The 20,506-nt window shown below is 44.2% G+C and carries 18 protein-coding genes; 16 read left to right on the top strand and 2 right to left on the bottom strand.

Annotated elements, in window-relative coordinates; translation table 11 throughout:
- The first annotated feature begins 145 nt into the window (after window positions 1-145).
- Window positions 146-682, top strand: a complete 537-nt coding sequence (locus IJJ71_RS11435) for a hypothetical protein (RefSeq protein ID WP_296847153.1) — start codon at window positions 146-148, stop codon at window positions 680-682.
- Window positions 683-796: 114 nt separating this feature from the next.
- Here IJJ71_RS11435 and IJJ71_RS11430 read toward each other — a convergent pair whose 3' ends face one another.
- Complete coding sequence (locus IJJ71_RS11430; RefSeq protein WP_296847152.1) at window positions 797-1,771, bottom strand: hypothetical protein; 975 nt, start codon at window positions 1,769-1,771, stop codon at window positions 797-799.
- Window positions 1,772-1,963: 192 nt separating this feature from the next.
- On the opposite strand from IJJ71_RS11430, the gene IJJ71_RS11425 reads away from it, so the two are divergent.
- From IJJ71_RS11425 to IJJ71_RS11405, 5 genes are all read left to right on the top strand, one after another.
- On the top strand, window positions 1,964-3,748 hold the full coding sequence (locus IJJ71_RS11425) for a glycoside hydrolase family 43 protein (protein WP_296847151.1): 1,785 nt from the start codon (window positions 1,964-1,966) through the stop codon (window positions 3,746-3,748).
- 143 nt (window positions 3,749-3,891) lie between these two features.
- Entirely contained in the window at window positions 3,892-5,253 is a 1,362-nt protein-coding gene (locus tag IJJ71_RS11420; protein ID WP_296847150.1) for an ABC transporter substrate-binding protein, read from the top strand.
- Between the two features lie 18 nt (window positions 5,254-5,271).
- The gene (locus IJJ71_RS11415; protein ID WP_296847149.1) at window positions 5,272-6,285 is read left to right on the top strand and encodes a carbohydrate ABC transporter permease; all 1,014 of its coding nucleotides are present in this window, start codon (window positions 5,272-5,274) and stop codon (window positions 6,283-6,285) included.
- Between the two features lie 9 nt (window positions 6,286-6,294).
- Complete coding sequence (locus tag IJJ71_RS11410) at window positions 6,295-7,188, top strand: carbohydrate ABC transporter permease (RefSeq protein ID WP_296847147.1); 894 nt, start codon at window positions 6,295-6,297, stop codon at window positions 7,186-7,188.
- A 76-nt stretch (window positions 7,189-7,264) separates the two neighbouring features.
- Window positions 7,265-8,161, top strand: coding sequence for an arabinan endo-1,5-alpha-L-arabinosidase (locus tag IJJ71_RS11405; RefSeq protein WP_296847146.1), 897 nt, complete (start codon window positions 7,265-7,267; stop codon window positions 8,159-8,161).
- Here the strand turns inward: IJJ71_RS11405 and IJJ71_RS11400 are convergent.
- Entirely contained in the window at window positions 8,151-10,424 is a 2,274-nt protein-coding gene (locus tag IJJ71_RS11400) for a beta-L-arabinofuranosidase domain-containing protein (RefSeq protein WP_296847145.1), read from the bottom strand. The genes IJJ71_RS11405 and IJJ71_RS11400 overlap by 11 nt on opposite strands.
- A 90-nt stretch (window positions 10,425-10,514) precedes the next feature.
- On the opposite strand from IJJ71_RS11400, the gene IJJ71_RS11395 reads away from it, so the two are divergent.
- The 10 genes from IJJ71_RS11395 to IJJ71_RS11350 all read left to right on the top strand — a co-directional run bounded on the left by IJJ71_RS11395 (window position 10,515) and on the right by IJJ71_RS11350 (window position 20,506).
- Window positions 10,515-11,450 (top strand): helix-turn-helix domain-containing protein, encoded by a 936-nt coding sequence (locus IJJ71_RS11395; protein WP_296847144.1) that lies wholly within the window; start codon window positions 10,515-10,517, stop codon window positions 11,448-11,450.
- A gap of 115 nt (window positions 11,451-11,565) precedes the next feature.
- Window positions 11,566-12,600, top strand: coding sequence for an ABC transporter substrate-binding protein (locus IJJ71_RS11390; RefSeq protein WP_296847143.1), 1,035 nt, complete (start codon window positions 11,566-11,568; stop codon window positions 12,598-12,600).
- Window positions 12,600-13,898 (top strand): sensor histidine kinase, encoded by a 1,299-nt coding sequence (locus IJJ71_RS11385; protein WP_296847142.1) that lies wholly within the window; start codon window positions 12,600-12,602, stop codon window positions 13,896-13,898. Before IJJ71_RS11390 ends, IJJ71_RS11385 begins: the two co-directional genes overlap by 1 nt.
- The gene (locus IJJ71_RS11380; protein WP_296847140.1) at window positions 13,891-15,498 is read left to right on the top strand and encodes a response regulator transcription factor; all 1,608 of its coding nucleotides are present in this window, start codon (window positions 13,891-13,893) and stop codon (window positions 15,496-15,498) included. The genes IJJ71_RS11385 and IJJ71_RS11380 overlap by 8 nt, the downstream gene beginning before the upstream one ends.
- 80 nt (window positions 15,499-15,578) lie before the next feature.
- A complete protein-coding gene (locus IJJ71_RS11375; RefSeq protein WP_296847138.1) occupies window positions 15,579-16,901 on the top strand; it encodes an HD-GYP domain-containing protein in 1,323 nt (440 codons plus the stop codon).
- The gene (locus IJJ71_RS11370; protein WP_296847136.1) at window positions 16,888-18,126 is read left to right on the top strand and encodes an ABC transporter substrate-binding protein; all 1,239 of its coding nucleotides are present in this window, start codon (window positions 16,888-16,890) and stop codon (window positions 18,124-18,126) included. The genes IJJ71_RS11375 and IJJ71_RS11370 overlap by 14 nt, the downstream gene beginning before the upstream one ends.
- 1 nt (window position 18,127) lies before the next feature.
- Window positions 18,128-18,445, top strand: coding sequence for a 6TM ABC transporter family protein (locus IJJ71_RS11365; protein WP_296847134.1), 318 nt, complete (start codon window positions 18,128-18,130; stop codon window positions 18,443-18,445).
- Window positions 18,420-18,908, top strand: coding sequence for an ATP-binding cassette domain-containing protein (locus IJJ71_RS11360; protein ID WP_296847132.1), 489 nt, complete (start codon window positions 18,420-18,422; stop codon window positions 18,906-18,908). Before IJJ71_RS11365 ends, IJJ71_RS11360 begins: the two co-directional genes overlap by 26 nt.
- Before the next feature lies 1 nt (window position 18,909).
- On the top strand, window positions 18,910-20,298 hold the full coding sequence (locus IJJ71_RS11355) for an ATP-binding cassette domain-containing protein (RefSeq protein WP_296847130.1): 1,389 nt from the start codon (window positions 18,910-18,912) through the stop codon (window positions 20,296-20,298).
- A 4-nt stretch (window positions 20,299-20,302) separates the two neighbouring features.
- Entirely contained in the window at window positions 20,303-20,506 is a 204-nt protein-coding gene (locus IJJ71_RS11350) for a hypothetical protein (RefSeq protein WP_296847128.1), read from the top strand.

Here is a 20,506-nt window from a genome sequence, read left to right as displayed (position 1 = left end):
TGGATGAACAATCTTCCTAGAAAAATATTGGGTTATAAAACTCCAGCTCAACTATTTGAAGCTGAGTTAGATAAAATTTATAGAAAAACAGCTTAACAAATTTGTTGTTTCAAGTTGTTATTGCAATTTATGAAATAAAAAGAATGTGGCGAATCTTTGGGCAACATCAGCTGACGGAAATACGCTCACATTCAACGATTCTTCTTCAGCAAGTAAGACCTCGAATATTACGGTTCCTGCTTTCAATGTAAGTGCAGCCAACGGATTCAGTTTTGAATTCAAGGCGACTCTTCCTTCAACGACAAATGATTGGGGAGCAAAAATTCTTTCTTATGGTGGCTGTTATGTTACGATTCCGAATCTTGACCCGTGGAACAACACGATTTCTGGCTCAACTCTCACCGGAAAAAATGCGTATCCAACTATAGAAGGTGCTTCCCTCAGTTCAGGGCTTGCTTATAATTCAGCCTTTGACGGACAGGAGCATACAATCAAGATTTCCTTTGCGAGCAATTCTATTGTGTTCTACCTTGATGGAGCAACATGGGTAACATACAGCTCTTCACTGTGGAATGGTGGAATTTCTGAATTCATCGGCTACTACGAGACCGCAATCAAAGCTGGGGCACTCACATTCAATGAAAGTGGCCTTACGATTACAAGTCTCAAAGTGACAAAATAATCTATTAAAACCCCCAAAAAATTTTTGCCCGTCTGCTTTTTTTCCTTTTTTTTTGGCAGGCGGGCTTTCTTTTTGATTAATCGCGGCAAGTGTTTATCTGCATTTTCCTAAAGTTTATTTTTTCAGGTTTTCAACTTCTTCTGCTGTCAATCCTGTGATTTCTGCTGCTTCCTGCGCACTCATTCCGTGGTCAAGAAGTTTTTTGGCTGTCGCACGCTTTTCTGCAAGAACCGCATCATCTTGGATTGTGTTTTCTGAACTGCCTGATTTTGTTTCCGAATCTTTTTGTGTCGATTTTATCTTTATGGCCGTCGGTTTTAAATCAGAGAGTGCCGGGCTTTCCGCGTTGTTCGTGAAATCCGTGAGGAAGTTTATAATCAGCTGATTTTCCAATTCCGGGAAAAATGAGACCAGCTTTTCTTTGTCCCAGTCCGAAGATTTTATCAAATCTGTGTAATCTGAAGAAACTGCATTGTATTCCTTGTTGATGATTTTCTTGCCGTTTGAATCCGTGCCGAATACGCTCATCACAAGTCTTGCAGCCACGCCTTTGTTCCTTACGCCGTCTTTCAGCATCACTTTCTGGAAGCGGAAATTCACATAAAGAACGCTTTGCGCACCTGTTTCCTTGCAGACCAGCCGGTTTATCTTGCCGTTGGAATTTGTTATGGCGTTATATCCTTTTGCAGGAACGGTATTTTTCAGATAGTCGTAAAATGTGCTTTCCGTGTCCTTGTAGACGGTGCAATCCCTGTGCTCGTCCGGGTCAATCACTTCAAGTCCGAAATCCTTCATTCTTTGTGAAAGAAGTTCGCTTGCGTAGTCGATTCGGCTTTGTGCGGCTTCTTTTTCGGTCTCAGGATTTTTTTTGTTTATCATGCGGTTTACGGTTCCGCTCAGAATTCCGTCCTCAACTGATTCTCCGCCGGATTTTTCATCGTACCAAGGCACGGAAGGATTCGAGTAGACGGTGACGATTGCGACCGGGGAATAGTTTTTTAAATCCGTTGGAACTGAGCCGCAGGAATAAAAAAGTGGTGCGAGGTATAAAAGAGGCAAAAATTTTGCTTTTTGTATATATTTTTTCATATATTTTTCTCCTTTTAAATATTAAACTCCGCGTAAACGGCATTTATATGCTTTATTATACCACAGGATTTGTAATTTGTTACGAAAAAAATTGATATTTATCAAAAATTTTGCTTTATTTCTAAAACATGGTGTGCTATACTGAATATCAATAAAAGTTAAAACATATCAATAATTCTTGGAGGAAAAAATATGAATAAAGTTGTTCGGGCAGGTCTTGCTGCTGCATTCACTTGTTCGTTTTTATCTTCTGCTTTTGCTGCTAAATCTGATGTTGACAAGGCCGTGCTCACAAAATACGCCAATGCCAATTCTTTTAACGGCTCGCAGGATGTTTGGGGGCCTCTCAACTGCCATGACCCTAAGATTTTTCAGGACGACGACGGAACTTACTATGTTTATTCAACTGATGCCGCAATTGGCGGGGCTGGTCAGAAAGGCTTGCAAATCCGAAAATCAACTGACCTCGTTCATTGGGAAAGCCTGTCTAAATCTGCCATCCAGCGAAAATGGGACAAAGACTGGCTCAAATGGGTTCACTTCAATATGGCTCAGGCTTCAACTTGGGCACCGACCGTAATCAAGCAGAACGGTCTTTATTATCTCATTCACGGAATCATCACAGACAGCCGTGCCCCTGGAAATCCTGATGCGGCAATCGCGCTTACAATTTCTTCAAGTCCGACTGGCCCTTTCTGGCCGGCAGCTCAGGCTGCTTCAAAAGACCCGAAAATTGCTGAAATCCTTAAAAAACTTGGTGTCTCTTACAAGCAGTCGAATCTTGTGCGCTACACTTGGTACGACCGCTCATGGGATGATGACGATCCGAGCATTGCAAATCAATATTGTAACAATCTTGCGAACTACGACACTCATACAGGCTCCGAAGCTGACACGGCCGGCGGCTGGTCTTATGGTTTCGGCGGAATCGACCCGGAATTTGTGACAGATGTTGCCACAGGAAAAAATGTCGAGTACCAAATCAAAGGAAGAAAATGCTGGGGTTTAACTTACGGCTCATGGAAAGGCGGAATCGCGCTGATGTATGTGGATTCTGTTTCGCTCAAGCCTGTAAATCCTGCTGACGGAACTGAAATCGATGCTCCTGCCGACACTGTTCCTGGTGCATTTGGAACTGCAATCGCGGGCGGATTCGGGGCTGCTTATGAGGGCGCACAGGTCATTTACAACAGCGAGAACGGATATTATTACTGTTTTGTTTCGATGGGAAATCTTGACTGGGATTATCGAGTCGGAGTGGGGCGGTCAAAGAATGTAACTGGTCCTTACCTTGATGGAAGCGGCAAAAACATGTACCTCGATGCGATGACGGCGAGCAATTTCCATGAAATCGGAAGCAAAATCATTGGCGGCCATGTACTTGATAAAGGATTCAGCTTCCGTTGTCAGGGCGGACAAAGCATTTTGCGCTCAAACGATGGAAAAATTCTTTTTGCGTGCCATGCCAGAACAAATTTCTTGCCGGGTTACTACTTTTTTCTTCAGGTTCACCAGCTTTTCTTCACTGATGACGGATGGCCTGTCTTGAATCAGAACGAATATTACGAGGATAAAAACTTCACTGAAAAGCTTGAGGCAATCAAGGCTTCGGACATCGCGGGAAATTATGATGCGATTCTTACAGTTCGTGGCGTGGATGTCGCTGATTACAAGCCTTTCGGACAAGCTGACCCTGTGAGCGTGGTGACTGCGGACGGAATTCCTACCGAGTCAAAGCAGATTTCACTTTCGGCGGACGGCAAGGTTTCCGGCTCTTATTCAGGAACATGGAAGCTCGAAAGCGACGGCTACACTTTCAGCGTTTCTTTGGATGGCGTTGGAAATTTCCGCGGATATGTTCTCAATGCCGTGGACTGGGCGAAAAAGAAGGGCAAGAACCGCCGCACAATCACTTTCACGGCTTTTGACGGCGAAAAAACAGGAGAATATTTCTGGGGAAACAAGCGCGAGAAGTAAAAATTTGGGGATGTTCGGAAAATTGCTGCTTCCGGGCATCTCTATTGAAATAAACTTATATATATCAAAAAAAACAGATTCGTATCAAAAAAACTTGACATATATAAATAATGGACTTACAATTTAATTAACAGGAGGAAAATATGAAAAAGATTCTTATGGCATTTGTTGGCGCGATGATGTGCGTGTCAGCTGCATTCAGCGAAGAGCTTACTCTTATGATTTATGCACAGCCACAGGAAAAAGCAATCCTTGACAAAGTTATCGCTCGGTTTGAGCAGACTCACAAGGGTACAAAGGTTAAATTCATTTCTTCAACACAGAATGAATATGATGCGAAAATTCAGGCACAACTTGCTGCTAACAACTTGCCTGATGTTTTCTATCTCGGCCCTGGCGGTGTCCGTCAGTATGTTGACAACAAAAAAGTCCTCGACCTTTCACCTTATGTAAAGGGTGTAGCTGGTGCTAATTTTGAGGATTTGTATGAGAGCGCAGTAGACACTTACCGATATGACGGAAAAGAACTCGGAAAAGGCAGTGCAATCTGGGCTTTGCCAAAAGATTTCGGTCCTTTTGCTCTTGCTTACAACAAAACATTGTTTGAAAAATACAAGATTCCTCTCCCAAGCAAAGACAAACCGTACACATGGCAGGAATTCATCGATGTCTGTGAAAAACTCACAAAAGATACGAACGGTGATGGTCAGAACGACACATTCGGTACAGGCCTTAACATTCACTGGGCTTTCATTCAGTTCGTATGGGGCAACGGAGCCGACTTCCTCGACGCAAGCCACACAAAAGTTACTGTAAGCGACCCGAAATTCGTTGAGGCATTGCAGTATTGGGCAAACATGACCCTCGGAAACAGCCAGTATCCTGTTGACGGACTTTCAAAATTCAAGCCTGTCACACCGACAGCTACACAGGCTCAGTCTTTGGACACTTACCAGCGATGGATTAAGGGCGAGCTTGGCTTCTTCCCTGCAGGTCCGTGGGATCTTGCAAAATTCAATGACCCGGAAGTTATCAAATTTGAATATGACTTGATTCCGTGGCCAGTTCACACTTCTGCAAATCAGACAGCTACTTACCGTGGCGGTGTAGGTTATGCGGTCGCTGCAAATTCAAAGAATCCGAAACTTGCTGCAGAGCTTGCGCTTTATCTTTCAGCTGATGAGGAAGCAAACAAAATGTATTCGGACATGGACTTGCAGATTCCAAACTTGAAGTCGTTGGCTACTCGCTACACTTCAAAACCTGGAAAACCTGCTAACCGACAGGAATACATCAACATCATTTCAAAGACTGGCCGGGCTTGGCCTTCTGATTACACATATAACAGCGTCTGGTACGACAAATTCTATATGGGAATTCAGAAAGTTCTTGACGGAAAAATGTCTGCGAAAGATTACTGTACTAAAATTCAGCCTCAGATGCAGAGGGAGCTTGATAAAGCCCTTCAGAGAGCAAAACAGAGCGCTGCTCGTAACAAAAAATAAATGAATCTTGCGGATGGTATGAGTGAAAAACAAGTACCATCTGCTGATTGCGAGGTGCTTCTTATGTCAAAAACGCTTACAGATAACAAAAGTAAAAAGAATAAAAAGAAGAAGTGGAATGATGAAGCTATCATGGGCTTGCTCTTTGTTCTTCCACCAATCATAGGATTTTTCCTTTTCGTTTCAGGCCCGTTTCTTTTTTCAATTTTTGCAAGTTTTACCCGTTGGGACTCCATGACAGACCTTACTCAGATTTTTTCTATGGATGCTGAGTCTCGCTCATGGTTCTTCTGTGGATTTGAAAATTATAAGGAACTTTTCAGTGACATTCAGTTCTGGAAAGCCCTTTGGAATACTTTCTGGTACATGATTGGTATTCCTCTAGGACTTGTTTGGGCTTTCGCCCTCGCTCTTGCTTTTAACAGTGAGTTGCCTGGCGTAAAAGTTTTCCGAGTCATTTATTACATTCCGGTCGTTTCTTCAATCGTTGCGGTCGCACTTTTGTGGGGATGGCTTTACAACGGCGATTATGGTCTTTTGAATCAGGTTTTGTCTGCAATCGGTATTCCGAAAGAAAAGCTTCCGAACTGGCTCCAGAACGCCCACACTGTAAAACCTGCGATTATGGTTATGTGCGTTTGGCGTGGTGTCGGCGGAACAGCCCTTTTGTATCTCGGTGCGTTGCAGAACATGCCGAAAAGCTACTACGAAGCTGCCGTTATCGACGGTGCAAGCCGATGGATGATTTTCCGAAAAATCACATGGCCTCTCATGCAGCCAATCACATTCTATATCGTAGTTACAGGAATCATCGGCGGCTCACAGATGATTGTCGAGCCTCAGATAATGACTCCTGACGGCGGTCCGGATTATGCTTCTGCGACAATCGTATTCTACATCTGGCAGCATGCATTTGGTGCGGATGAAAAAGGCTTTGCCTGTGCGGCGGCATGGGTTCTCGCGCTCATTATCTTTGCTGTAACGGCAGTCCAGTTCAAAATGAATCCGGCAAGCGAAAATTATTTGGAATAGGGGATGGTCATGAGTGTAGAAAAAACAAAAAAAAGAAAGAACAAGACGTCTTATGATTCACAGAAACTCAACGACGGAAGGGCAGCACGGCTTATCTATCTGTTCTTGATTTCCGGTGCGATTGTTATGATTATTCCGCTCGTGTGGATGTTCGAGTCTTCCCTTAAAACACCGGGCCAGTTCTTGACCACACAGCTTTCTCTTGCGATGCCGAGCGAGCCTCAGTGGGCGAACTATTTCAGGCGGGTCTGGCAGATGGAACCGGCCTTGCAGCGGGGTATTCTCAATTCGATTATCATTTCGGTGAGCACGATTGTCGTGGGTACATTTGTTTCGTCTCTGGCGGCATTCAGTTACTCAAAATTGCGCTTTCCTGGCAAGGCAAAGCTTTTTTTGGCCGAGCTAGCCACGCTGATGATTCCTTTTTCGGTAATCATGATTCCGCAGTTCATTATCTATGCACGAATCGGCTGGGTAAACACATGGCTTCCGCTGATTGTTCCGGGAATGCTCGGCAATGTCGGCATGATTTTCTTCCTCCGCCAGTACATGAGCGGCATCCCGACTTCGGTAATTGAGAGCGCGCGAATTGACGGTGCGGGCTATTTCAGGATTTTCATGCAGATTATGCTTCCGAATGCAAAACCGGCTATTGCGGCTCAGGCAATCCTGTGGTTCATGGGCGCATGGAACGATTATTTTGCTCCGAGCATCTATCTGCACGATGACAATCTTCTTACGGTTCAGGTTATGATCAGCCGCCTGAACGCGATGTATGCAATCAACACGGACTATCCGCTTCTTTTGACTGCGAGCGTGATTTCCCTGCTTCCAATCATCATCGTGTTCGTCGTATTCCAGCGACAGATTATTGCATCTGTAGCACTGAGTGGCTTGAAGTAATGAGAAATTAGCAATTACCAATGACAAATTAGCAATTTTCCCCGGCTTGTGTCGGGGATTTTTTTCGGAGAATTACATGGCTTTACTTAATTTGACTGTTGATGTTCCGGCACATGACCCTGTTATCGTTAAGGAAAATGGAATCTACTATTGTTTTTCAACGCACGGATATTTTTACACTTCCCGCGATTTGCTCTCGTGGAAATACGGCGGAAAAATCTTTGAGAACTTGCCTGAGTGGGTTCGGAAAGATGTTCCTGCCAATGACGGAAAGGATTACTGGGCGCCGGAAGTCGTTTTCCGTGATGGCGAGTGGCGGCTTTACTATGCCGTGAGCACTTTCGGAAAAAATATTTCTGCGATTGGAATGGCTTGCAATAAAACGCTCGATCCTTCTTCTAAAGATTATGAATGGCGGGATTGCGGAAGGGTTATTGCCTCAACCGAGGATGATAATTTTAATGCGATTGACCCTGCCGTCTGTGCTGATGAAGAAGGAAATGACTGGCTTTTGTTCGGCTCTTTCTGGGGCGGACTTGTTATGTTCCCTCTTGATGAAAAAGGATTCGTTAAGCCCGGCTCACAGGCGAAATTCATTGCCTCAAGACAGAAGTCCGGCGAAAAGCAGCCTGATCCTAATCCTGTTGAGGGCGGATTTATTTTTCCTCATAAAGGACATTATTATCTTTTTGCATCGCATGATTTCTGCTGCCGGGGAACGGCGAGTTCCTATCATATCGTGCTTGGAATTTCTGATGAAATTACAGGACCTTACATTGATTCTGACGGCGTGGACATGCTTCATGGCGGCGGCACGACTTTGCGCGATTCGTTCACCTTTGAAAGATGGGCTGGTCCCGGTCATAACACGGTGTTCAAGGATGATGACGGAAAAATCTACCTCGTCTATCACGCCTATGACCGCACCGATGACGGCCGGAGCAAGCTGATGATTGAAGAAATTACTTTGTAACCCGCACCTCAAGGAGCCTTGCTCCTTGACTTCCCTTGATTGTAATATCTTCCCGTACAATCTTCACATTTTTCTGCTTTGATTTCACAAGTTTTTTCGGCACTTCGACGAAAATATCCAGAAGTTCATCTCCGCCGTCACCTTTTAGGTTGATTTTTTCCAGTTCCGTTGTGCCGTAGCTCACTGAAAGCGTTCCCGTGTCCTTTCCAAAAACCGTAATGACGATTTTGTTCGATTTTGCTCCTGTCTCAAACTTTGCCTTGTAGCGCACGAAGCCGTTTTCCTCAAAAGTCCGGCAGTTCCGGTCAACGCTTTCCACATAGCCGATTTGAGTTCCTTCCGTCTTGAATTTGTGCTCAACTTCACTTTGCTGCCTTCCTGGTTCAATATAGTCCACAGTGATTTTTTCAAAAGTGGCGGCGCGTTTATTTTCTTCTATATTAATAGATGAAAAATATGTCGCGTATCGGGTGTGGTGGATGTCGAAGAATGGCCTGAGCGTGTAGGAAATTCCTTTTTCGTTCGCAGATTTATCGGTAGTGAAGGTGAGAGTTTTTTCATCGGCCACATGAATCCACGATGAAGGATTTTTCAAATCAGCGGTGATTGTTTCGACTTCTGCAAGTTTTCCGCTGTTCATGTAAATCAAATGGTCGTCAACGATGTCGACGGGCATTCCCTTGTTTCCCAAATTTGCGGCAAGCACAATCGGGCCGTATTTTACGGAGAAGTTGCCTTTTCTGTCCAGAGACCGCCTTATGTTCAGTTCCATCGGCAAGTCCAGGCTGATGACGGAAGTCGCCGAGAGTTTTCCATAGTTTGTGTAGCCGTTCTCACCTTTTGTCATCTGTCTGCACCATGAAGGCGCGCGTACTTTCAGGTTCAGGTTTTTACTTCCGGCATTTTCAACAGAGATTTTTACATTCTGACTGTACGGAAAATTCGTCTCAATTTTGATTTTCCAGCCGTCGTCCGTGGTGATTGTTGACGGAATGAAAAGATTCAGGTACAGGCTGCCGTCAAATTCACTTGCAATGAAGCGATTGTATCGTTCCGGATTTTCAAGTCCTGTTCCTGTGCAGCACCACATTGCGTTGTCGTGGGTGCAGTACACTTTGTGGAATCCGCTTTGCATTGAAACGAAGTAAGTTTTTGCACCCGTTTCCGGCTCCTGACTTGCAAGAATATGATTGTAAAGCGCGTTTTCGTAAAAATCAGCAATTTTTGAATCCTTGTTCCATGCAAAAATATGTTCGGCAAGCTCAAGCATGTTGTAAGTGTTGCAGGTTTCACATGTGTCCTTTTCCAAAGGCTCCTCGTATTCCCTGCCAAAATGCTCGCCCTTGCTGTTTCCACCGATTGCGTAGCTCCTGCGATTTGTCACCGTGTCAAAAAAGAATTCAGCTGCAGTGCGGTATTCCGATTTTCCTGTAAGCTCGTAAAGCCTTGCGATTCCCAGGAATTTCGGAATCTGAGTGTTCGCGTGATAGCCCTGCAACTTGTCCTGCTTTTTCATCGCGGGCGACATTATTTCCCTGTGAATCCATCGTTCCGCTTCCTTTAAGTATTTTTCATTTTTCGTGATTCCGTACAAATCCGTAAAAACCTTGCACATTCCGCCGTGCTCGCATGTGAGCATTTTCTGAATCTCATTGTCACTCATTTTGCTCGTGCCCGCGATTGCCCAGTCTGCCATTTTCATGACGACATCGAGCGCATCCTTGTTTTCACCGTAAATGTATGAATCAATCAATCCTGCGTAAACTTTATGCACCGAATACCACGGAACCCACCAGTCTGCAAGCGAAAATCTGTCCACATTGAAGCTTCCGCCGCCGGAAAAAACTGTGTCGAACGGAGTTGATGGGATTCCACCGAAATATCCGTCCGCTCTTTGAAGATTTTTTATGCAGCCGACCGTGTAATCAAGCTTTTCCTTCGTATCTTTGCTGCCTGTCTGATAGTAAAATCCTGCGAGTGCCGAAAGATAATGCCCGAGCATGTGCCCCTGAATCTGCCTGCTTTCCCAGCCACCGTAAGTTTCCGCCTTTGGTTTTTTGCCGAGAGCCGTGTATGCCGGTGAAAGCATTCTGTCGGGATTGTAATCAAGCACATATTTTAGCCCGACTTTCTGTGATTTTGAAAATAGCGTTCCGTCCGTGAGTCTTGTTTTTGTGTGGATTTCCGTGAGGTTTTCGCCCGCTGCGTTCATAATTGTTACTCCTGCCAAAAAAATGGCGCAAAATCTGGTGATTTTTTTCATATTTTTATTATAGGCTCTTGATGAAATTCCACTAGTCACATAAAATTGAGAAGAAGTGCGGGATTCCGACTTTTTAACGGAAGGCTCATATTGGAAAGCGATTTTCTTCCATATTACCATTTTCGTCATGTAGATTCGACTCGTTCTCCTGTCTGCGGACTTGCCATGCTCAATCCCGGCTGGACACACATGCGCCGCTGCCTTGAAATGGAAAGCGTGCTCCTGATTGGAAAGCACGGTCATGCCTCAATCGAAGACAACGGCATTCCTTTTGAAATTTCTGAAGGACACATGCTCCTTTTGCCAGCCGGTCACATCCACAGGGGGCTTGAGCGCGCGGAAAAGCCTCTTTCGTACTGGTGGTTCCATTTTTATCAGGCGGTGGAGCTTGATGATGAGCTTCGTATTTTCCATCCAAAAAGAATTTACGATGATGAGGCAGGACTGACACTTTCAAGCAAAATCTGCCGCTCGGAAATGCTTAAAAACGGAATTATCCTGCCGCAGACAATGGAAATTCAGAATTTCGGCCAGATTGGAAATCTTTGCGGCGAGGCGTTGCAGGCCTTTGCTTCGGCTTCAGATTCGCTTCTTTCGTACAATAATCTCGTCGAAAAAATCCTTCTTGAACTTGGAAAACAGTTTGAGGAAAAGGCTTTGCCTGCTCACACCGAAGGAAAATCAAATTCTCTTGTAAAGAAAATCCTTGAGCTTATTGAAGAAGAACTCAGCAATCCGAATGCCTCCGTAAAATATTTTGCCGGTGCCCTCGACCTAAATCCTGATTATCTGGGAAGATGCTTTAAGGAAGTGATGAAAATCCCGGTCGGACAGTACATTGCCCGCCGCCGCGTAGAACTTGCCTGCTCCCGCCTGCGCGAAACCAACAGCCGCATGGAAGAAATTGCCCAGGAATGCGGATTCGGAAGCCGCCGCCAGTTTTTTGAAGTCTTCCGTCAGGTCACAGGGAAAACTCCGGCTTCTTATCGTGCTGATTCGGCTTATATCGGAATAAATTCCCTGTAGCAAATCCCGGTGGAATCAAAAAATAAGGGCTGAGCAGAAAAATTGAATATAAAACTTGACTTTATGAAATTTCGCACTTAAAATTGAATTCTCATAAAAATAAAAAAGTTAAAAAATGAAATTCAAACGCTCCTTCATAATTTGTATTTGCTCGGTTATCATCATTTTGCTGTCGGTTTTGTTCTCGCTTCTTTTTCTTACTTTAAACGGCAAAAAACCTGAAAAAGACACCAAACGGCTCATCCTGGGCTTTTCTCAGATTGGCTCGGAAAGTGCCTGGCGAACCCGAAACACCCAGTCGATTTTTGAGGCGGCTGAGTCGAACGGAATTCAGATTCTTTTTGATGACGCGCAGCAAAAGCAGGAAAATCAGCTCAAGGCAATCCGCTCGTTCATCGTGTATCAGGTTGATGTCATTGCATTCGTGCCGATTGTTGAGGACGGCTGGGACAATGTTCTCCGCGAGGCAAAAAATGCTGGCATCCCTGTGATTGTCGTGGACAGGCAGATAAATGCTGACAAATCACTTTATTCCGGATTCTTAGGCGAAAATTCTGTTGAAGAAGGAAGAAAAGCCGCGAAATTTCTTGTCGAAAAATGCACCGGGGAAGTTTCTCCAATCAACATCCTTGAAATTTCAGGAACCGAAAATTCTTCGATTGCGAAAGGCCGTGCGAAAGGGTTCCGAAAGATTATCGGGATGGATTCAAAATTCAAAATCATTCATACAGAGAACGGGGATTTTTTGCGCTCTCGTGGCAAGGAAATCGCCGAAAATCTGATTCAAAAGTCGCGTGATGCCGGCAATTTTAAAAATGACGGACTTTACTTCAATGGAAAGAAAATTGACGTGATTTTTTCACATAATGATTCGATGACGCTTGGGCTTCTGGATTCTTTTTCAAATTACGGCATTGATGCGCTGGACACAATCATCATCAGTTTTGATGCCGAGCAGAAGTCAATCGATGCACTTATCGAGGGAAAGTTGAATTGCGTGGTGGAATGCAATCCGAACCTCGGGGAAATGCTCATGCAGCTTGTAAAAGAGCTTGCGGCGGACAAATCGATTCCACAAATCACTTACATTGACGAGACTGTTTTCACCGAATACGATGACTTCTCAAAATATGAGCCTAGAGGTTACTAATGAAGAACAGGAGCCTCCGCAAGACCGTAAAAGTCACTTACATCATTCTGCTTTCAATCACACTGATTCCTTCTATATTCTCTATCGCCGTTTCACAGATTCATACGCAGCGGTACAATAAAATCATCTCGAATGTCAGCAACGCGAACAGAATCAACAGCATCGCCAAAAATGATATTCCCGAAGAACTTTGGACAATAATTTCCGGCAAAAAGAAAATCGAGCAGGGGCGTCAGTATGAGATGATGAATGAAATCACTTTGGGGCTTGAAGAAATGCTCAGGACAACCAAAAGCAACAAAAGCCGCGACAAGCTTGAAATTGCGACCCGTGCCAGCGCAACTTTGCTTCGGAACATCCATATCCTTATCGCGCAGATGGGATTCGGAAGCACGGTAAAGCAGAACGAGGAGAGCCTTGATGAAATCCGTACGATTGCCGAGCTTTTTTCGGACATCATGCAGGATTTTATCGTGGCGGAAAGTGAATCGGCCTCGGAGACAAACCTTTCGATTAAAAATGCTTCTATTATAATGACCGTGATTCAGTTTTTGATTACGGTCGTCGCGCTTTTTGTTTCGGCAAACAGCTTTCTTACAGTTTCGGGCGCGATTCTTGAGGAGCAGAAGAATTTCCAGAAGACGGAAATGAAGGCTTTGCAGGCTCAGATTACGCCGCACTTCCTCTACAACACTTTTGACACAATCGTCTGGCTCGCCGAGGAAGAAAAGACTGATGAAGTCGTGCGCATTACAAAGGCATTTTCCGACTTCCTGCGAATTTCTTTGAGCCGCGGTCACGAATGGATTACAATCGGGCAAGAACTTGACCATATCAAAAATTACCTGACGATTCAAAAAATTCGTTACGCTGATATTCTGAATTATAAAATCGAGGCAGATGAATCTTTGCTCGGATTGAAGACGATAAAACTTGTGCTGCAGCCGCTCGTTGAGAATGCGATTTATCACGGAATCAAAAACAAGCGTGGGCGGGGAGAGCTTTCCGTTTCAGTAAAATATGCCGATGAGACCAGAACGAAAATCCGATTTGAAGTGAAGGACAACGGCGCGGGCTTTACAGATTCAAGGCTTGCCGAAGTGAGGCTTGAGCTTTCCCTGATGGTTTCAGAAAAATTGAATTCAGTCTATGGGCTTTACAATGTGAACAAAAAGCTTAAACTTTATTATGGCGAGCAGACCGAAGGCATTGTGATTGAATCCGAGCCAGGAAAGGGCAGCTCGATTTCTTTTGAGATTCCATGCGAGGAAGAAATGACAGAGGTAAAAAATGTATAGCGTATTTGTTGTAGATGATGAGCCGATTGTTCTCGAAGGAATTCGTTCCAAAATTGATTGGGAATCTAGTGGCTTCGCTTTTGCAGGTGAGGCAACGGACGGTGAGATTGCGCTTTCGATGCTGCATGAAGTCAAGCCAGACATTCTGATTACTGACATAAAAATGCCTTTCATGGACGGACTGCAGCTTGCCCAGGCGGTAAAGCGGATTCAGCCGTGGATTAAAATCATAATTCTTTCTGGTCACGATGAATTTGACTATGCAAAAAAAGCGATTTCAATCGGAATCGAAGATTATCTTTTAAAGCCTTTCACGCCCGACGAGCTTTTAAAAAGCCTGCAAAAAACGGCGGTACAAATCGACAAGGAGCGCAAGCAGCTTTCGGACATTTCCCGTCTCAAAGAAGAGCTGAAATCTACCGAGGCCCTCAAAAAGAAGGAATTCCTCAACAATCTTGTGCACGGCTCTGAAGATATGAGCGATGTGATGCAGGAATCTCAGGAACTTGGGCTTAATCTGATTTCACGCTTTTACAAAGTCTTAATCAGCCGAATTAAAAGCCGCACCGACAATATCCATAATCAGGAAGAGGCCTGCTCACTTCTCAATTCTTATTCGGCGAGCTGGGAACAGGCGGAATGTTTTTTCCATCATTCAAATCTTCTGGTCTGTATTTTCAAGGGAAGCACACGCGAGGAACTTGACGAAAGCATTTTCCATGCGGCAGAAGCAATCGCCCACATCGCCACAAAAAATGATGACTGTACGGTACTTACTACGATTGGAAAAACGGTGGAGCATCTTTCTCAGCTCAATCTTTCTTACGAGGATGCAAAAAAAATCCTTGAGATGGGCGGAAAGGAAGAAAAAAACAGGATTATCAGTTCGGAAGACTTGGAAGAAGGGCTGAATCCTGATTCAAATGCAAATTCTTCGGCAACAGGAATTCTTGACCTCAAAGAAAATGACCCGCTCGTGGAAAGGCTCAAATACGCCGGAAAGAATGACATTTCTGCGATTATCGACGAGTCAATGGAGCTTATCAAGAATAATCCCGGCCAGTTCAGCGTTTTTGCTTCTTATCTTCTTGTTGATTTGATTTTTGCGGTGTCAAAACTCGTTGAAAAACTCGGCGGCGACATAAAGAAATTGAAGCCGGAAATTCTGCAACGAAAATTCATCGATGATGCTGTGGGTGACGAAAAAGATTTCAGAAAGAAAGTAGAGCAGGTTCTTTCGTTTGCGTTGGAATACCGTGACTCAAAAATGACCGGAAAATACGGAGATGTGATTTTGAAGGCCAAACGCTACATCGAAGAGCACTACGCCGACCAGAACACCACGCTCACAACGGTTGCCGAAGCGGTCGCCCTTAGCCCGAACCATTTCAGCACGATTTTTTCTCAGGAATGTAAGACAACTTTTATCGAATATCTCACGAATGTGCGGCTGGAAAATGCCAAACGGCTCATGCGCGAGACTGAAATGAAAGGCTACGATATAGCTTACGAATGTGGATTCTCTGACCCGCATTATTTCAGCTATATCTTTAAAAAGAACACCGGGCTTTCACCGCGCGAATACAGGCTCAGTTTTTAGCTTCCGGTAAAATCTTCGGAACAGGAATCAAAGCAAGAATTTTTTACCATTTTTTAAAAAGCGTGGTATAATTTTATTTTGTGAAGAAGAGTCTTTCAATAAGCGCTTTAGCTGTAATTTTTGTTGCTCAGTTCGTCGGAATTTTGGGAATTCTCTATCTCAGGTATTGCATGGATGTTCAGGCAAGACTTTACAATTCCATGATAAATCAGGTTTTTGTTGAAAAGGCCGATGTCGAGGAAATCCGGAGCCTCTTGTATAAATACGAGTACAACATGGCTTCGTTCATGATTTCGTCAAAAATAACTCAGGAAGAACGACTGAAGGAACTTGATAATGTAGAGCTTGGAATCCGCCAGCAGCTGATAACACATGGCGAGATAACAAAAAAAATGGAGCGTGATTCTGAAAAGGAGCGTTTGTTCAGAAGCGTTAATGATGATGTTCTCAACTATCTGAATTATAACCGGGTTCTTCTGACGATGAAAGATGTTGAGTCAACGGAATCGATTTCCCAGTTCATGAACACTTTTGTTTTCCCGCTTATGTCCAGGGTAAATTTGAGCATCAGCACGCTTTCCGAGATGTCGAAGGTGTATATCGGGCAGTCAAAGGCCCAGATGGATTCTCACCTCAAATCAACGAAATATTTTTCAATAATCGGCTTCATCGTGCTCATTTTTTCACTCGTGAACAGCACGATTTACACGCACAAGGTTTTAAAAGAACTTGAGGAAAAAAATAAATTCTTTCAATCAAAGTCCGAAGCCAATGAAATGCGGATTTTTGAAATTCAGAATAAGACGATTATGGGGATTGCCGATCTTGTAGAAAGTAGGAGCGGCGAGACTGGCCAGCATGTAAAACGGACGAGCCATCTTGTGAACATGATTCTGAGACAAGCCAAAAAGAAAGGAAAGTGGAGCGAAATCCTTACTGAAGAATACATTGATAATGTGACGAGGGCTGCCCCTATGCACGACTTGGGCAAAATCGTGATTCCAGACGCAATCCTGAACAAGCCGGGCAAATTTACGCCGGAAGAATTTGAAATAATGAAGACCCATGCGAGCGCGGGCGGAAAAATTGTCTATGATATTATCGGTGGCGTTGCTGATAAAAAATATGTGGACATCGCCTCGGACATTGCGAAATATCATCACGAAAAATGGAACGGAAGCGGCTACCCGAACGGAAAATCCGGCAAGGAAATTCCTCTTTGTGCGCGGATTATGGCCGTGGCCGATGTGTTCGATGCCCTTGTTTCCGAACGGTGCTATAAAAAGCCGATGAGCTACAAAGATGCCTTTGCCCTGATCGAGCGTGAGTCGGGCGAGCATTTTGATCCTGCTGTCGTGGAGTTGTTCTTGGAGCTGAAAGATGAAATCTATGCTGAAAAATAAGCATTTTCTTTCTATTATAGTTGTTTTTCTCTGCTTTTTTGTTGTCGCCTGTTCTGCCGTAAAGGATGAAGGTCAGTCCGTGATTCAGTTTTCATGGTGGGGAAATGAAGGCCGGGCTGAGTACACGCTGAAAGGAATCGAACTTTTTGAATCTGAAAATCCTTCCATTAAAATTGAGCCGAAATATAACACTTGGAGCCAATACGAAAAGAATTGTGCGGAATCTTTCAAGACTGGTGAATGTGCCGATGTGATGCAGATAAATTTTGAGTGGCTCGCAAAATATTCTCCAGACGGGAAGGGATTTTATGACATCAACAAGCTTTCTGATTATATAAATCTTTACAACTATACGATTAATGATTTGTCTTATGGAACAGTCGCCGGCAAACTGAACGCGATTCCGATTGCATTCAACACGGCGATTCCTGTCTATGACAAAAATTTTTTTGAAAGAAATTCCCTGAAAATTCCTTCGACTTGGGACGAGCTTTTTTCTCTGGCAAAATTTTTAAGGCAGAAGGACATGTATGTGTTCACTCTGAGCAACCGTCACATTCTTTTCCTTGCGATTGCGTGGTTTGAGCAGACTTTTTCCAAAAAAGTGTTTACGGTGAACGGGAAGCTCAATATTTCTGAGTCAGAGCTTGGCCAGATTTTTGATTTTATGAAGCTGCTTCTTGATGAGCATGTGATTTATTCTCCAAAGCGGGGAATCAAACTGAGTGCCATAAAGGACAAAAAGATTGTCGGCGCGATTTTGTGGTGCAACGAAATTTCCCTGTTTGCAAAAGAAGCTGACTCCATCGGCGGAAGTGCCGTTCTTGGGAATTTCATCCAGACTCCTGGTGCCACTGAATCAGGCTGGTATTTAAAGCCGGCTTCAATGTATGCGATTAAAAAAGACTGCAAGAATCCAAAAACTGCCGCAAAATTCCTGAATTACCTTCTGAACAATCAGAATTTTGCCCTTCTTCAGAAAAATGACAAGGGAGTTCCTGTCAGCAATAAGAGTCTCACGGCTCTGCTCGAAAACAATATGCTGGAGTCCATGCAATATTCCGCGCTCATGAAAATCCGCTTCAACCGGGGGGCAATTAATCCAATGCTTCCTGTCATGGAAGACAATGCTGTAATCAAGGCTTTTGCCGAAAATGTCTTTGATTATGCCGCAGGAAAAGTATCGAAATCTGATGCCGTCAGTGCATTTTCAAAGCTCTGGTAAAATGGAAATTGCTTTTTCGGCAATTCATCATATTTATCCACAACTTGAAGTCGCGGATTTGCAGAAGGAATGTGAATCTATTTCCAGCCAGTTTAAGGCTGCATGGAAGAAAATCCTTATTTTTGCGGCTATTGCAGTTTGTTCCGTAATTATCGGAGCGGCATCCACGGGCATTGGCTCCGGGCTTATCGCGGGTGTAATTTTTAAAATTGAAATGGAAGGCGGCAAGCTCAGCGGTATCACAATGTCTGGAATCGAAAAGATTGAGTCGCTTAAAGCTTCTGGCTCAGAAAATGATTTTTTCATGTTCCGTGGTTAATCAGAGTATTTCGCTTTTTGAGGGAACAATCAAAGACAACATCACGATGTGGAACACCACAATTCCAGAAGATGTCTACATTCAGGCCGCAAAAGACGCGTGCATACACGATGTAATCACTTCGCGGCAAGGTGGCTATTTTTCACAGGTAAGTGAGGGCGGTCGTAACTTCAGCGGCGGTCAAAGGCAAAGACTCGAGATTGCCCGCGCACTTGCCACAAATCCAAGAATCATAATCATGGACGAAGCCACCAGCGCACTCGACGCAATCACCGAGCAGACAGTTGACCAAAACATCCGCCGCCGTGGCTGTACAAGCATAATAATCGCGCACCGCCTCTCAACAATCCGCGACTCCGACGAAATAATCGTTCTCGATCACGGAAATATAGTCCAGCGTGGTACGCACGACGAACTGATGGAGCAGGGCGGCATGTACAGCGAACTGGTCAGGACGATGTAATATGAAGAAAGATATATTTAAAATCAACAACACAAATATTCTCACTCTTGACGGTTCGGCCTGCGAAATCAAGGTTCTTCATGGTCACGGCTATCTCTTCCTTGTTAAGAAACTTGGTGACGGTCGGACTGGAGCTAGACATGAGATTGCTAATTTCGGCGAGGGCGAAAGTTTCCCGAACATTTCTGGCAACGAAAAGTACGACATCATTCTTGCTGGAACGAACGGAACTGAAGTAGAATTCTCTGAGCCGACAGATCCTAATTTTGACAAAAGCTATGAGCCTACAAAGGCAGGCGTGCAAAAACTTGCCAAAGACAATACCATTCGAGTGCGCGAGGTCGTGCTTCGTGAAAAATGGTACAAAGAAGACAACGGGCACTTAATCGGCTTCTACAAAAAAGACGGCGAGATTGATATTTCGAATGAAAATGATACTTCCGACAACCTTATTCCTGTCGCGCTCATAAAAAACAAAAACAACAGCGATTTGGAAGCGGCGGTCATGGACAGGCTTTTAAAGCTCCCTGTTGATTTTTTCAAAGGTTTTTCTTCGGGTGATTTGGCTGCCCGCACAATGACAATTTCCGAAATCCGCAAGGCAATTTTTAACATCGTCCTTTCGGTTTTTATGAATTTTATTTTCAGTTTTGTCTATCTGATTCAGTGTTTCCGATTTTCCGGCTATTTTGCTAAATGGAGCATTTTATTCTGCATCTTCCCGATTTTGATTTCCGCTGTTTTCTGCTGGCTTACCTACAAATGGGAAAAAATGCTGATTGATTGTCAGGGAAAGATTCAGGGTATGTTGCTCCAGTTCCTGAACGGTATCGAAAAAATCACGAATTCTCATTCTGAAAAACGCTTCTTTACCCAGTGGTCGAATGAGTATATCCGGCAGACAAAAGTCAGCTACACTCTTGGTCTGGTTGGTATCGTCAGTTCTCTGATTAATGCGGTTTATCCAACGGTTGTAAGCGTTATCTTCTATTATCTGTATGGCCGTGGCTTAAAAATGCAGGCAATTACTGGGCTTACAACGGGAACTTTCATGGCCTTCCTTAGTTCCTATTCTTCATTTCAGGAGGCATTTTTGGGCGTAGCCGGTGCTTTGCTCCAAATCCGAAATGTAATTCCTCTTTCAAAAAGAATCCAGCCGATTCTTGATGCCAAGCCGGAGTTTGAAGCTTCAAAGCCGCCGATTGATAAGCTCAGGGGCAACATCGAAATCAGTCATCTGAATTTCCGATATTTCCCGGATTCTCCGCTAGTTCTCAAAGATGTGAACATGAGCATAAAAGAGGGGGAATTTGTTGCTGTTGTCGGAACGAGTGGGGCTGGCAAGTCTACTCTCATGCGTATGCTGCTAGGTTTTGAAAAGCCTGAGTAGCAAAATGTGGGAAGGCGCGCTTCTTGCTCAGGATAAGATAAACGTTGACGGGCTTCTTCCTGTGCATCTGGAACTTGTTAAATTTGATGACGGCGGCAATTCAATCAGCGGAATGACCACGGCATATCAGATTGCTTCGGACAATGAGATTTGTGCGGTAATCGGTCACGGATATTCTGACATTTCTCTTCCTTGCTCGATCGAATGA

It is taken from the genome of Treponema sp., assembly GCF_017430385.1.
GTDB lineage: Bacteria > Spirochaetota > Spirochaetia > Treponematales > Treponemataceae > Treponema_D.
Note: the sequence above shows the minus strand (reverse complement) of the source record. Positions and strands in the feature narration are given on the sequence as shown.

What these genes read in the sequence shown, in the direction of transcription:
- IJJ71_RS11420 (WP_296847150.1), top strand. Translation starts at nt 3,892, where the DNA reads ATGAAAAAGATTCTTATGGCATTTGTTGGCGCGATGATGTGCGTGTCA.
- IJJ71_RS11355 (WP_296847130.1), top strand. Translation starts at nt 18,910, where the DNA reads ATGAAGAAAGATATATTTAAAATCAACAACACAAATATTCTCACTCTT.
- IJJ71_RS11405 (WP_296847146.1), top strand. Translation starts at nt 7,265, where the DNA reads ATGGCTTTACTTAATTTGACTGTTGATGTTCCGGCACATGACCCTGTT.
- IJJ71_RS11370 (WP_296847136.1), top strand. Translation starts at nt 16,888, where the DNA reads ATGCTGAAAAATAAGCATTTTCTTTCTATTATAGTTGTTTTTCTCTGC.
- IJJ71_RS11430 (WP_296847152.1), bottom strand. Translation starts at nt 1,771, where the DNA reads ATGAAAAAATATATACAAAAAGCAAAATTTTTGCCTCTTTTATACCTC.
- IJJ71_RS11350 (WP_296847128.1), top strand. Translation starts at nt 20,303, where the DNA reads ATGTGGGAAGGCGCGCTTCTTGCTCAGGATAAGATAAACGTTGACGGG.
- IJJ71_RS11410 (WP_296847147.1), top strand. Translation starts at nt 6,295, where the DNA reads ATGAGTGTAGAAAAAACAAAAAAAAGAAAGAACAAGACGTCTTATGAT.
- IJJ71_RS11400 (WP_296847145.1), bottom strand. Translation starts at nt 10,424, where the DNA reads ATGAAAAAAATCACCAGATTTTGCGCCATTTTTTTGGCAGGAGTAACA.
- IJJ71_RS11415 (WP_296847149.1), top strand. Translation starts at nt 5,272, where the DNA reads ATGAGTGAAAAACAAGTACCATCTGCTGATTGCGAGGTGCTTCTTATG.
- IJJ71_RS11425 (WP_296847151.1), top strand. Translation starts at nt 1,964, where the DNA reads ATGAATAAAGTTGTTCGGGCAGGTCTTGCTGCTGCATTCACTTGTTCG.
- IJJ71_RS11390 (WP_296847143.1), top strand. Translation starts at nt 11,566, where the DNA reads ATGAAATTCAAACGCTCCTTCATAATTTGTATTTGCTCGGTTATCATC.
- IJJ71_RS11365 (WP_296847134.1), top strand. Translation starts at nt 18,128, where the DNA reads ATGGAAATTGCTTTTTCGGCAATTCATCATATTTATCCACAACTTGAA.
- IJJ71_RS11360 (WP_296847132.1), top strand. Translation starts at nt 18,420, where the DNA reads ATGATTTTTTCATGTTCCGTGGTTAATCAGAGTATTTCGCTTTTTGAG.
- IJJ71_RS11380 (WP_296847140.1), top strand. Translation starts at nt 13,891, where the DNA reads ATGTATAGCGTATTTGTTGTAGATGATGAGCCGATTGTTCTCGAAGGA.
- IJJ71_RS11385 (WP_296847142.1), top strand. Translation starts at nt 12,600, where the DNA reads ATGAAGAACAGGAGCCTCCGCAAGACCGTAAAAGTCACTTACATCATT.